The organism is Rhizobiaceae bacterium (genome assembly GCA_023953835.1).
In the GTDB taxonomy this organism is placed as follows: Bacteria; Pseudomonadota; Alphaproteobacteria; order Rhizobiales; family Rhizobiaceae; genus Mesorhizobium_G.
This window is the reverse complement of sequence record JAMLJB010000001.1, coordinates 1,703,986-1,717,395: the sequence shown is the minus strand read 5'-3', so window position 1 is coordinate 1,717,395 and position 13,410 is coordinate 1,703,986. Positions and strand designations below refer to the sequence as shown.

11 protein-coding genes are annotated in these 13,410 nt (G+C 61.3%); all 11 read right to left on the bottom strand.

Going from position 1 to position 13,410, the window contains the following annotated elements:
* Positions 1-36 precede the first annotated feature (36 nt).
* Complete coding sequence (gene rlmN / locus M9924_07995; protein ID MCO5064346.1) at positions 37-1,272, bottom strand: 23S rRNA (adenine(2503)-C(2))-methyltransferase RlmN; 1,236 nt, start codon at positions 1,270-1,272, stop codon at positions 37-39.
* Positions 1,273-1,374: 102 nt separating this feature from the next.
* Positions 1,375-2,778, bottom strand: a complete 1,404-nt coding sequence (gene lpdA / locus M9924_07990; GenBank protein ID MCO5064345.1) for a dihydrolipoyl dehydrogenase — start codon at positions 2,776-2,778, stop codon at positions 1,375-1,377.
* 48 nt (positions 2,779-2,826) lie between these two features.
* Positions 2,827-3,285, bottom strand: coding sequence for a hypothetical protein (locus tag M9924_07985; GenBank protein ID MCO5064344.1), 459 nt, complete (start codon positions 3,283-3,285; stop codon positions 2,827-2,829).
* 46 nt (positions 3,286-3,331) lie between these two features.
* Positions 3,332-3,736 carry an MAPEG family protein gene (locus M9924_07980; GenBank protein ID MCO5064343.1) on the bottom strand — a complete coding sequence of 135 codons (405 nt, stop codon included), beginning with the start codon at positions 3,734-3,736 and terminating at the stop codon, positions 3,332-3,334.
* Between the two features lie 44 nt (positions 3,737-3,780).
* On the bottom strand, positions 3,781-5,046 hold the full coding sequence (gene odhB, locus M9924_07975) for a 2-oxoglutarate dehydrogenase complex dihydrolipoyllysine-residue succinyltransferase (protein MCO5064342.1): 1,266 nt from the start codon (positions 5,044-5,046) through the stop codon (positions 3,781-3,783).
* Positions 5,047-5,080: 34 nt separating this feature from the next.
* Complete coding sequence (locus tag M9924_07970; GenBank protein ID MCO5064341.1) at positions 5,081-8,068, bottom strand: 2-oxoglutarate dehydrogenase E1 component; 2,988 nt, start codon at positions 8,066-8,068, stop codon at positions 5,081-5,083.
* 114 nt (positions 8,069-8,182) lie between these two features.
* Positions 8,183-9,085, bottom strand: a complete 903-nt coding sequence (sucD, locus tag M9924_07965; GenBank protein MCO5064340.1) for a succinate--CoA ligase subunit alpha — start codon at positions 9,083-9,085, stop codon at positions 8,183-8,185.
* Positions 9,086-9,175: 90 nt separating this feature from the next.
* On the bottom strand, positions 9,176-10,369 hold the full coding sequence (gene sucC, locus M9924_07960; protein ID MCO5064339.1) for an ADP-forming succinate--CoA ligase subunit beta: 1,194 nt from the start codon (positions 10,367-10,369) through the stop codon (positions 9,176-9,178).
* Between the two features lie 34 nt (positions 10,370-10,403).
* Entirely contained in the window at positions 10,404-11,366 is a 963-nt protein-coding gene (mdh, locus tag M9924_07955) for a malate dehydrogenase (GenBank protein MCO5064338.1), read from the bottom strand.
* Between the two features lie 228 nt (positions 11,367-11,594).
* Entirely contained in the window at positions 11,595-12,806 is a 1,212-nt protein-coding gene (gene zapE, locus M9924_07950; GenBank protein MCO5064337.1) for a cell division protein ZapE, read from the bottom strand.
* 24 nt (positions 12,807-12,830) lie between these two features.
* Positions 12,831-13,355 carry a protease inhibitor Inh/omp19 family protein gene (locus M9924_07945; protein MCO5064336.1) on the bottom strand — a complete coding sequence of 175 codons (525 nt, stop codon included), beginning with the start codon at positions 13,353-13,355 and terminating at the stop codon, positions 12,831-12,833.
* Positions 13,356-13,410 lie beyond the last annotated feature (55 nt).

Below are 13,410 nucleotides of genomic sequence, written 5' to 3'. Positions count from 1 at the left end.
ATGATTCAAACTAACTGTGAAACGCTCTAGCGGGCGCTACCAGTTCTCGCCGTGACCGGCGATCATCATGGCTTCCAGCGCGAGCCGCTCATGCTTTTTAAGACGCTCCGACTCTGATTTGAGCTGGCCGCAGGCCGCAAGAATATCGCGTCCGCGCGGCGTGCGAATCGGTGAGGCATAGCCGGCATTGTTGATATAGTCGGCGAACGTCTCGATGGTCTCCCAATCCGAGCACTGGTAGTTCGAGCCGGGCCACGGATTGAACGGGATCAGATTGATCTTGGCCGGAATGCCTTTCAGCAGCTTGACCAGTGCGCGGGCGTGTTCGAGCGAATCGTTCACGTCCTTCAGCATGACATATTCGAAGGTGATGCGCTTCGCGTTGGACAGGTCGGGATATTTGCGGCACGCATCCATCAATTGCTCGAGCGGATACTTCTTGTTGATCGGCACCAGCAGGTCGCGCAAATCATCGTCGGGTGCATGCAGCGAGATCGCCAGCATGACGCCGATTTCCTCGCCGGTGCGGAAAATCTCCGGCACCACGCCCGATGTCGAAAGCGTGATGCGACGCTTGGAGAGCGACAGCCCGTCGCCGTCGGAGGCAATCAGCAGCGCCTTCTTGACCGCCTCGAAATTGTAGAGCGGCTCGCCCATGCCCATCATCACGATGTTGGACACCTTGCGTCCCTCCGCCGGCACGATTGCGCCATCCGGCGTATCGCGGTCGGGAAAATCGCCCAACCGATCACGCGCAGTGAGCAATTGGGAAAGGATTTCCTCGGCGGTCAGGTTGCGAACAAGCTTCTGCGTGCCGGTATGGCAGAAGGAACAGGTCAAGGTGCAGCCGACCTGGGACGAGATGCACAGCGTGCCACGCCCTTCCTCAGGGATGTAGACGGTTTCGATCTCGACCGGACGCCCCGCCCCGCGCGGCGGGAACCGGAACAGCCATTTCCGCGTGCCATCGTTGGAAATCTGCTCCTCGACGACTTCGGGACGCGCGACGGTGAAATGCTTCGCCAACGTCGCGCGCAAATCCTTCGAGATGTTGAACATGTCGTCGAAGGATGAAACGCCGCGCACATAAAGCCAGTGCCAAAGCTGCTGGACGCGCATGCGCACCTGCCGCTCCGGCACGCCGATGCCCGCCAAGGCCTCGCCCATTTCCTCGCGGGTCAGCCCGACCAGCGACTCCTTGGACGGCACGGTCGCGCGCGCGGCAAGGGATGCGCGCGTTGCGTCGTCTTTGATGTCGAGCGAGATCGTCATGGCAGCCGTGAATATGGGAAACGAAGTTCGATTTGTCGAACGCGGGCGCAAATATCACGGAAATGAGGGCGCGTCACCCTGCGGGAATGACGCGCCTTATCGTCAGATATGGATCGGCTTGAAGAAAGTCGCAAGCGCCGCCTCGCGTACCGCCTCCGACATCGTCGGATGCGCATGGCAGGTGCGCGCCAGATCCTCCGACGAACCGCCGAATTCCATCAGCACGGCGGCCTCATGGATCATCTCGCCTGCGCCGAAGCCCAGAATGTGCACGCCCAGCACGCGATCGGTCTCCTTGTCGGCAAGGATCTTCACGAAGCCGTCCGTATGCAGCATGGCGCGCGCGCGACCGTTCGCCGTGAACGGAAACTTCCCGATCTTGTAAGCCACGCCGTCCGCCTTGAGCTGTTCCTCGGTCTTGCCGACCGATGCGACTTCCGGGCTGGTGTAGACGACGCTCGGGATCACGTCATAGTTCACATGACCCTTCTGGCCGGCCATCATCTCGGCCACTGCAATACCCTCGTCTTCCGCCTTGTGCGCGAGCATCGGGCCGACGATCACGTCGCCAATGGCATAGATGCCCGGTACATTGGTGCGGCAATGGCCATCGGTCTTGACCCGGCCCCGATCCATCGCGATGTCCTGCTCTTCCAGCCCGAGTCCTTCGGTATAGGGCCGCCTGCCCGTCGAGATCAGCACCACATCAGCGTCGATAGTCTCCGCAGCACCGCCCTTGACCGGCTCAAAGGTCACCTTCGCGCCCTTCTTCGCCTTTTCGACGCCCGTGACCTTCGCACCGAGCTTGAACTCGAAACCCTGCTTCGCCAGCATGCGCTGGAATTGCTTCGACACTTCCGCGTCCATGCCACCGAGGATCGAATCCAGATATTCCACCACCGTGACCTTTGCGCCAAGGCGCGACCAGACCGAGCCAAGCTCCAGCCCGATCACCCCGCCGCCGACCACGACGAGCTTTTCCGGGACCTTGTCCAGCGAAATCGCGCCGGTCGAGGACACGATCACCTTTTCGTCAATGTCGACCTGCACGCCGGGAATGCCCGCAACGTCAGAGCCGGTCGCGATGACGATGTTCGTCGTCTCGATTTCCTGCGTCTTGCCGTCGGTGCCGGTAACGCCGACAAGGCCGGGTCCGAGGATCTTGCCCGTGCCGCGAAAGCTGTCGATCTTGTTCTTCTTGAACAGGAATGCCACGCCGCCGACATTTGCATCCACCGTCGCATCCTTGTGCGCCATCATCTTCTTGAGGTTGACCTTCGGCTTGCCGACCTCGATGCCCAATGAATCGAAGGAGTGCTCAGCTTCGGCCAGCATCTCGGAGGCATGAAGCAGCGCCTTGGAGGGAATGCAGCCGATGTTGAGGCAAGTTCCGCCGAAGGTTTCGCGCTTCTCGACGACAGCCACTTTCAGGCCGAGCTGCGCCGCCTTGATGGCGCACACATAGCCTCCCGGGCCGGAACCGATCACAACAACATCATAAGCCATAGTGTACCTTCTTGTTTTTCGACGCGGACCGAACGAGCGGACCGACAATTATTCCTGACAGCCCTTCAACTCGAAAACATCGAAAGGCACTTTGCTGAACCCGCCTTCCCCGAAGGCATTCGACGCGCGCAGGGCCGGACCGAGATCGGCAAAGACCAGTCGCGGTGGCGCGGGCGATCCTTCCGAAGGCAACAACCCGACTTCGCCCTTTTCATCGACGGCATAGACCACGCCCTGCCAGAGCGTGCATGCCGCATATTCTTCCCCGGTAACGTCGCCGTCCGGACAATTCCGCGACACGATCGCGTTGGGTCGTGGCTCCTCGGCGGTCCACATGACGATACCGTCCAGCAGCACCCCCTCTTCCATCACGATCCGGAAGCTGTTGGTGACGACCGCATTCTCACCCGTGGGGTGAAAATCGATTCCCGCCGTGCCGGTCTCCTCGCCATAGACGGCCAGTTCCATCGGGCAAGCCGCCTGAGCCTGCATTGCATGGACATTCATCAAGGCAAAGGCGATGCCGGCTTTCGCAGCAGATGCTCCCACACCATCACCCCAGCAGCCGGAAGAGCATCATCAACAGGCCGACCAGCGCAACGCCCCAGACCAGCGACCGAAGGTACGGAATGCCGAGCGCATAGGCCGGGACGTAGACGACGCGCGCCCAGAACCACAGCGCGGCTCCAATCGCACCGATCCCGCCCGTCTTGCCCGTGACCTGCAACGCCAGCGCCAATGCGATGAACGCGCCATAGGTTTCGAGGAAATTGCGCAGCGCCCGCGTAAGCCGGTCGGTGACGACCGACAGCGGCGCATCGCCATCCCTTGCGCCCACCGTATGAGCAAGACCGCCATCCTTGGTGAGGAAAAGCGCCTGCACGACGATATGCACCACAAGCAGCACCACACTCCACGCAAGATATGTGAGTTCGGTTGACAGCACGCCAGTTTCCATCTTCCCCTCCTCAGGTGTCGATACCGCGCGCTGGACGAACCCGCCTAGAGGTCGAGCACCAGGCGTTCGGGATCCTCAAGGCTCTCCTTCACGCGCACAAGGAATGTTACAGCTTCCTTGCCGTCCACGATACGGTGATCGTAGCTGAGCGCCAGATACATCATGGGCCGAATGACGATCTGGCCGCCGACAACGACCGGGCGCTCCTGAATTTTGTGCATGCCGAGAATGCCGGACTGCGGCGCGTTGAGGATCGGCGTGGACATGAGCGAGCCGTACACACCGCCATTGGAAATGGTGAAGGTGCCGCCCTGCATGTCGGCGATGGAGAGCTTGCCGTCACGCGCGGCGATTCCGAGACGACCGATCTCCTTCTCGATCTCGGCGATTGACATCCGGTCCGCATCCCGCACCACCGGCACGACAAGTCCTTTGTCCGTACCGACCGCGACGCCGATATGCGCATAATTCTTGTAGATGATGTCCGTGCCGTCGATCTCGGCATTCACCGCCGGAACTTCCTTCAAAGCATGCGTCACCGCCTTGGTGAAGAACCCCATGAAGCCGAGCTTTACGCCGTGCTTCTTCTCGAACACATCCTTGTACTTCGAGCGCAGGTCCATGACGGCCTTCATGTCCACCTCGTTGAAGGTGGTGAGCATGGCGGCGGCATTCTGCGCCTCCTTGAGCCGGCGCGCGATGGTCTGGCGCAGTTTCGGCATGCGCACGCGCTCCTCGCGCGCGGCGTCGCTCTCGGACGACGGCGCGCGCACGGCAGCGGGAGCCTCGCTCGGCTGCGAGGGCGCGCCCTTCGCAATGGCGTCGAGCACGTCGCCCTTCAACACCTGCCCGCGCTTGCCCGATCCCTGGACCTGATCCGTCGCAATATTTGCTTCGGCGGCGATCTTGGCGGCTGAAGGAGCAGGAGGCATCTTCTGTTCGATCGGGCTTTCACCGGCGATCTTCGCGGTCTTTTCTTCGGCTTCCTTGACGGTCGCAGCACCCGAAGCGCCAGCGGCCTGCGCCACGGCGTCGGATTTCTTTGCTTCGGCAGGCTTGGCCGCGCCGCCCTTCGCATCGCCTATCGTACCGAGCAATGCGCCGAGGCCAACCGTTTCACCCTCGTTCGCGGCAATCTCGGAAAGCGTTCCGGCTGCAGGCGCGGGCACCTCCACCGTGACCTTGTCCGTTTCAAGCTCGACCAAGGGTTCGTCGGCTGCAATCGCCTCACCCACCTTTTTGAACCACTTGCCGACGGTCGCCTCGCTGACGGATTCGCCGAGGGTCGGAACGCGGATTTCGGTTGCCATTGGGTTTCCTGTCCGTTTTTCGATTTCGTTCTGTTTATTCGCCGAGCGCGTCGTCAAGAAACGCCTGGAGCTGAGCGAGGTGCTTCGACATCAGCCCGGTCGCGGGCGAAGCAGCCGCCGGGCGGCCCGCATATTGCACGCGCTGGTACTTGGCCTCGATATGCGCCAGCACCCACTCGAGGTAGGGATCTATGAACGACCACGCGCCCATGTTCTTCGGCTCTTCCTGGCACCAGTACATCTGCGCACCGCGGAATCGCGAAAGCTCCGTGATCAGTGCTTTGGCAGGGAAGGGATAGAGCTGCTCGACACGCAACAGGTAGACATCGTTGATGCCGCGCTTCTCGCGCTCTTCATAGAGATCGTAATAGACCTTGCCGGTGCAAAGCACGACGCGGCGGATCTTCGAGTCCTTGACCAGCTTGATCTTCTGGCCTGGCAGCATCTGGGCATCGTCCCACAACAGGCGATGGAACGAGCTTTCGCCCGAAAGCTCGGCCAGCGTCGACACGGCACGCTTGTGGCGCAGCAGCGACTTCGGCGTCATCAGGATCAGCGGCTTGCGGAAATCGCGCTTCAACTGACGGCGCAGGATGTGGAAGTAGTTTGCCGGCGTCGAACAATAAGCCACCTGCATGTTGTCTTCCGCGCAAAGTTGCAGGAAGCGTTCCAGCCTCGCGGAAGAGTGCTCCGGTCCCTGCCCTTCATAGCCGTGCGGCAGAAGGCAGACCAGGCCCGACATGCGCAGCCACTTGCGCTCGCCCGATGAGATGAACTGGTCGAACACGACCTGCGCGCCATTGGCGAAATCGCCGAACTGCGCTTCCCAAAGCGTCAGCGCCTTCGGTTCGGCCAGCGAGTAGCCATATTCAAAGCCGAGGACCGCCTCTTCCGAGAGCATCGAGTTGATGACTTCATAGCCCGCCTGCGCCGGGGAGAGGTTGTTCAACGGAATATAGCGGTTCTCGTCGCGCTGGTCGTACAGCACGGAATGACGCTGGGAGAATGTGCCGCGCTCCGAATCCTGACCCGAAAGGCGGATCGGGTTCCCGTCGAGCAGGATCGAGCCGAACGCCAGCGATTCCGCCGTTGCCCAGTCGATACCCTCGCCGGTCTCGATTGCCTGGCGGCGATTGTCGAGGAAGCGCCCAATGGTCTTGTGGACCTCGAAGCCCTTCGGAACTTCGGTCAGCTTCTTGCCGATCTCCTTGAGCGTCTTGACCGGCACCGCCGTCTTGCCGCGCCGCAACTCGTCCTGCTGGTCGGCTGAGCGCAGGCCCGACCACGCACCGTCCAGCCAGTCGGCCTTGTTCGGCTTGTACGCCTGCCCGGCTTCCCACTCGGCTTCCAGATGCGCGCGCCAGTCGGCCTTCATCTTCTCGAATTCGTCGCGCGTGATCAGCCCTTCGCCGATCAGCTTTTCACCGTAGATCTGCACCGTCGTCTTATGGGTGCGGATGGTGCGGTACATGATCGGCTGCGTGAAGGCCGGCTCGTCACCCTCGTTATGACCGAACCGGCGATAGCAGAACATGTCCACGACCACCGGCTTGTGGAACTTCATGCGGAACTCGGTCGCCACCTTCGCGGCATGGACGACGGCTTCCGGATCGTCGCCATTGACGTGGAAAATCGGCGCCTCGATCATCTTGGCGACGTCGCTCGGATAGGGCGACGAACGCGAGAAGCGCGGGTTGGTCGTAAACCCGATCTGGTTGTTGATGATGAAATGCAGCGTGCCCGCGACGCGATGGCCACGCAGGCCCGACAGCCCGAGTATTTCCGAAATGACGCCCTGGCCGGCAAAAGCGGCATCGCCGTGCAGCAGGAGCGGCATCACCTTCGAACGCTCTTCCATCGGCACGATTTCGCCGCGCTCGCGCCCTGCGAGCTGGTCCTGCTTGGCGCGCGCCTTGCCCATCACCACCGGGTCGACGATTTCAAGATGCGACGGGTTTGCGGTCAGCGACAGATGCACCTTGTTGCCGTCGAACTCGCGGTCCGAGGACGCGCCGAGATGGTATTTCACGTCGCCGGAGCCTTCCACCTCATCAGGCGCATAGGAACCGCCCTTGAATTCGTGAAAGATCGCGCGATGCGGCTTGGCCATCACCTGAGACAGGACGTTGAGGCGGCCACGATGCGCCATGCCGAGCACGACCTCCTTGAGGCCGAGCGCTCCGCCGCGCTTGAGTATCTGTTCCAGTGCCGGGATCAGGGACTCCCCGCCATCCAGGCCGAAGCGCTTGGTTCCCTTGTACTTGACGTCGATGAACTGCTCGAAGCCTTCCGCTTCGATGAGCTTCTGGAGAATGGCCCTCTTGCCTTCCTTCGTGAAGCGGATTTCCTTGTCCGCGCCCTCGATGCGCTCCTGAAGCCAGGCCTTTTCCTCGGGGTCGGAAATGTGCATGAATTCCACACCGAGCGTCGAGCAATAGGTGCGGTTCAGGATTTCGAGCATTTCGGGTATGGTCGCGTATTCCAGCCCCAACACGTTGTCGATGAAGATGCGTCGCTTGTAGTCGGCCTCGGTGAAGCCATAGGCGCTGGGCGAAAGCTCGTTGTAGTCCTCGATGGGTTGTGCGATGCCGAGCGGATCGAGCTTGGCGTGGAGATGCCCGCGCATGCGGAAGGCGCGGATCATCATGATCGCGCGCACCGAATCGCGCGTCGCCTGCATGACATCGGCTTCGGAAACCGCTGCGCCGTTGGCCGCGCTCTTCTCGCGAACCTTCTTTTCAATGTGCTTTTCGACAAGGCCCCAATTGCCGTCGAGCGCCGAAACAAGCTCACCATTGGCCAGGAGTGGCCAGCCGGGCTTTGCCCAGGACGCGCCCTCCGCGCTCTTCTTCACATCGGCCGGATTGTCTTTCAGCGCACCGAAGAATTCCTGCCATTCCGGGTCCACGGATGCCGGATCGTCTTCATATGCAGCCTGCAATGCCTCGATATAGTCGGCATTTCCGCCATACAGGAATGAAGTGACGGAAAGCCGGTCGTTGGCCTGATCGTTGCGTGCCATCTTCCCTAACGAAGCGCTTGCTTCGTCTCCTTGATCCTGCGCCCGCGGCAAAGCTGCGGGCGCTATTTCCAAAGGCCGCTTGCGGCCGAATTCTGTCCGCGAACGGACGGTTCCTCACCCTTTGATTGCCTCGACGAGCGTGGTGCCGAGGCGTGCCGGCGACGGCGAAACACGAATGCCCGCCGCCTCCATCGCTGCGATCTTGTCTTCCGCGCCGCCCTTGCCGCCGGAGATCACCGCGCCAGCGTGACCCATCGTGCGTCCGGGAGGAGCGGTGCGACCCGCGATGAAGCCGGCCATCGGCTTCCTGCGCCCGCGCTTTGCTTCGTCGCGCAGGAACTGCGCGGCATCTTCTTCGGCCGAACCGCCGATTTCACCGATCATGATGATTGACTCTGTTGAATCGTCGGCAAGGAACATCTCCAGCACATCGATGAACTCCGTGCCCTTGACGGGATCACCACCGATGCCGACAGCCGTCGTCTGGCCAAGGCCGGCATTCGTGGTCTGAAACACCGCTTCATAGGTAAGTGTTCCAGAACGCGAAACAACACCCACCGAACCCTTGCGGAAGATGTTGCCGGGCATGATGCCGATCTTGCATTCATTCGGCGTCAGGATGCCGGGGCAGTTCGGCCCGAGCAGCCGCGACTTTGAACGATCGAGCCGCGCTTTTACCTTCACCATGTCGAGCACCGGAATGCCCTCCGTGATGCAGACGATGAACGGCACTTCCGCATCGATTGCCTCTATAATGGCCGCGCCCGCGCCTGCCGGGGGAACATAAATCACCGAGGCGTTCGCGCCGGTGGCGTCCTTGGCTTCAGCCACACTCGCATAGATCGGCAGCGATTCACCCTTGGCGCCGGTCCAGGTTTCCCCGCCTTTGCTCGGATGCACGCCGGCGACCATTTTGGTGCCGTGATAGGCGAGCGCCTGTTCGGTATGGAACGTGCCGGTTTTGCCGGTCAGTCCCTGCACGATAACCTTGGTGTTCTTGTCGACGAGAATTGACATGTCGAACGGGACCCCCGTCAGTTTCTTGATTTTTGTTCGGCGCGCAGTTCAACTTCGCGCCATTTGCTGTCCTTGAAACGCACGCCGCGCTCAGCCCTTGACCGCGGCGACGATCTTCTTAGCCGCATCGTCCAGATCATCCGCAGGGGTGACGTTGAGGCCGGATTCGCGGAGGATCTTCTTTCCGAGATCGACGTTGGTTCCTTCGAGACGCACCACGAGCGGCACCTTGAGGCCCACTTCCTTCACTGCCGCGACCACGCCTTCGGCGATGATGTCGCATTTCATGATGCCGCCGAAAATATTGACAAGTATGCCCTTCACCGCCGGATCGGCCGTGATGATCTTGAACGCAGCGGTGACCTTTTCCTTTGACGCGCCGCCGCCGACATCGAGAAAGTTGGCCGGTTCCGCGCCGTAGAGCTTGATGATGTCCATGGTCGCCATGGCAAGGCCCGCTCCGTTCACCATGCAGCCGATGTTTCCATCGAGCGCCACATAGGCGAGATCGTATTTCGACGCCTCGATTTCCTTCGCGTCTTCCTCGCTCGTATCGCGCAGCGCGACGACATCGGGATGACGGAACAATGCGTTGTTGTCGAACGACACTTTGGCGTCCAGAAGCCGGAGGCGTCCGCTCTTCATGACAATCAGCGGGTTTACCTCGAGCAGGCTCATATCGGTGTCGAAAAACGCCTTGTAAAGCGCCGGGAACACCAAGCCGCCGTCCCTGGCCGCATCGCCGGTCAGCTTGAGCGCCTCGTTGAGCTTCTTCACATCGGCTTCGGTGACACCCTTCTCCGGGTCGATATCCACCGTGACGATCTTCTCCGGCGTGTCGTGCGCGACCGTCTCGATGTCCATGCCGCCTTCGGTCGATACGACGAACGCAACGCGCCCGACCGAACGATCAACCAGCAGCGACAGATAGAGTTCGCGATCGATGTCCGCGCCGTCCTCGATATAGAGGCGGTTGACCTGCTTGCCTGCCGGTCCGGTCTGCTTGGTCACGAGCGTGTTGCCGAACATCTCCTTGACGTTCTCAACCACCTCTTCGATCGTCTTGGCGAGCCGCACGCCGCCTTTGGCATCGGGACCGAGTTCCTTGAACTTGCCCTTGCCGCGACCGCCCGCATGGATCTGGCTCTTGACCACGAAAAGCGGCCCGGGCAACGCTTTCGCCGCGGCCTCACCTTCACTTGCCTTGAGGACCGGAACGCCTTCCGCGACGGGAAGTCCGAAGCCCTTGAGAAGCTGCTTTGCCTGATATTCGTGGATGTTCATTCGCTGGCTCCCGAATTGCTCGCTGGGCTTCGGCTTACTTGAGTTGCGGAGCGATGCCTTCGCAGGCTTCGCAAAGTGACTTCACCGCTCCGACCGATTTCTCGAACATGGACTTTTCGTCCTTGTTGAAATCGAGTTCGATGACGCGCTCGACGCCGCCCGCGCCGATCACCACCGGCACGCCGACATACATGTCCTTCACGCCATACTGGCCGCCGAGATAGGCCGCGCAGGGAAGCACGCGCTTCTTGTCCTTGAGATAGCTTTCCGCCATCGCGACGGCGGAAGCGGCAGGCGCGTAATAGGCGGAGCCCGTCTTGAGCAGGCCGACGATCTCGCCGCCGCCCTTACGGGTGCGCTCGACGATGGCGTCGAGCTTTTCCTGCGACGTCCAGCCCATCTTCACCAGATCCGGCAGCGGAATGCCACCGACGGTCGAGTAGCGGACCATGGGCACCATGTCGTCGCCGTGGCCGCCGAGCGTCATCGCCCCCACGTCCTCGATCGACACATTGAACTCCTGCGACAGGAAATAGCGGAAGCGCGCAGAGTCCAGCACGCCGGCCATGCCGACCACATGGGTTTTCGGCAGGCCGGAGAATTTCTGGAGCGCCCAGACCATCGCGTCGAGCGGATTGGTGATGCAGATCACGAAGGCCTTCGGTGCATATTTCCGGATGCCCGCGCCAACCTGCTCCATGACCTTGAGGTTGATGCCGAGCAGGTCGTCACGGCTCATGCCCGGCTTGCGCGGCACGCCCGCGGTCACGATGCACACATCGGCGCCTTCGATCCCGGCATAGTCGTTGACGCCCTGATAGGCTGCATCGAACCCGTCGACGGCCGAGGATTGCGCAATGTCGAGACCCTTGCCCTGCGGCAGGCCCTCCGCAATATCGAACAGGATCACATCGCCGAGTTCCTTGAGCCCGATGAGATGTGCGAGCGTGCCGCCGATCATGCCCGAGCCGATGAGCGCTATCTTCTTACGTGCCATGTGGGGAGAATTTCCTTTGATCTGTTCCTGGCGTCGCGGCCAGCAGCCGCTGCGGGTTAGCCAACATGCGGTCGATGCCGCGTTCGAAATTCGGCGAATGCCATAGACTCACCGGCAAAAAAATTCAAACGATTATTTTGCCTCCAATATTTTCAATCGTTTAGATTGCTTTGGATTTACGTAAACGTCAAAATTTTGCACTTTATGAAGGCAAAAATTAACTCTGGCTCACAATTGCTCGCGTGAAACCGTCACCGGATCGGATGCCGCATGCCCGGTTTTGCGTTGGTCGAAGGCGTCCAGCCATTCCCTGCTTTGCATTTCAATCAGCCGCGAGAGGGTGCGGTCGAACTCGAATGCCTCCGTTGTGCCGGGTCGCCCTGCATAGAGCTTTTCCGGCGCGGCTTCCGCACTCATCACCGCGCGCACCTTGCGGTCGTAGAGCGTGTCCACGAGCAGGATGAAACGCTTGGTGGCATTGCGGCGCGTCGGATCGAGGATCGGCACGCGATCCACGAAAACCGTATCGTAGCGAGCGATGATCGCCAGATATTCCCGCGCCGCCAGCGGCTTTTCACAAAGGTCCTCGAAATTGAATCGCGCGCATGTACCCGCCGCGCGCGGCACATTGACCGTCCGCCCCTTGATCGTCAGGCTCTCCGCCGATTCCGGTGCGCCTTCCGTCATTGCCGCCCATATGTCGTCCATCTGGCTGTCCGTTTCCGGGCCAAGCGGCGTCAGATAGACCGACATGCGGTTGAGCTTTTCCATCCTGTAGTCGGTCGGCCCGTCCAGCGGCACGATCTCCGCATTGCGTGACAGCGTGTCGATGAACGGCAGGAAAAGGCCCCTGTTAAGGCCGTCGCGATACAGGTTCTCCGGCGCGACATTCGAGGTTGCGACCAGCACCACGCCTTCCGAAAACAGGGCCGAAAACAGCCGCGACAATATCATCGCATCCGCTATGTCAGTGACCGAGAATTCATCGAAGCACAGCACCCATGCCTGTTCCGCCAGCGCCCTGGCGACGGGCGGGATCGGGTCGTCCTCCTTGACCGTGCCCTCCTTGCGCGCCAGCCTGTGCCTGGCGATGCGGTCGTGCACATCCGCCATGAAATCGTTGAAATGCACGCGCCGCTTGCGCCGCACCGGCAACAGCTCAAAGAACATGTCCATCAACATGCTCTTGCCGCGCCCGACGCCGCCAAAGATATACAGGCCCTTGACGCGTTCCTTTGTTTCGCGCTTGCGCGCAAACAACCAGCCGAGCGCGCTCGACTTGGTCGCCAGCCGCCGCGCGATGATTGCATCGATCAGCCTGTCCAGCGCACGTGCGACACGCTCCTGCTCCGGATCGCGCTTGACCGTCCCGTTCTCCACGAGATGGCGATACCGTTGAAGAACGGTCTGGTGAGGCTCCAGCCCATCGCGTAGATGCATGGGCCCCGCGCCCTTTGCCGGCCGCTAACGGCTCAGCGTTACCGATTGCCCCCCGGTCGTCTGACCGTCGAAGCGGTTGGTGCCGCTCGAATAGAGTGTGGCGAGCTGGTTCCCGGTTTCGTCATACATGACGACCTGCTTGCCCTGCACATCCCAGCTCCGCATCCGCTGCATGTCGCCGGAGCAGCCGCGCGAACCGCCGCGCGACGCATTGCCGAACTTGGTAAGCGACAGGAACACCTGGCAGCTCGATCCGCCCACGCTGGTGTTCCATGAACCGAGCATGCTGTTCTTCGTGATGTCGGGAGCATTGGCGGGCGGCGTCGCCGGTCCGGCAGTCGCTGCGGCGACCTGCGGGTTCTGCGGCGCTTCGGGGAAAGCACCGGGGGCAGCGGGAGGCGGCAACTGACCGCTGGTTACGGTTCCGGAAGGAGCCGCAGGCAGAGGCTCGGGCTGGCCGCCCATCGAGCCCATCCGGGAACTCTGGCACCCCGCCAGCGAGGTCGAACACACGATGAACGCTATCACTGTCGATTTAGAGAACGTCATTCCAAAACCTCCAACCGCCGCTCTGTTCCGCACGACGTTCCAAAACGAAGAAAGC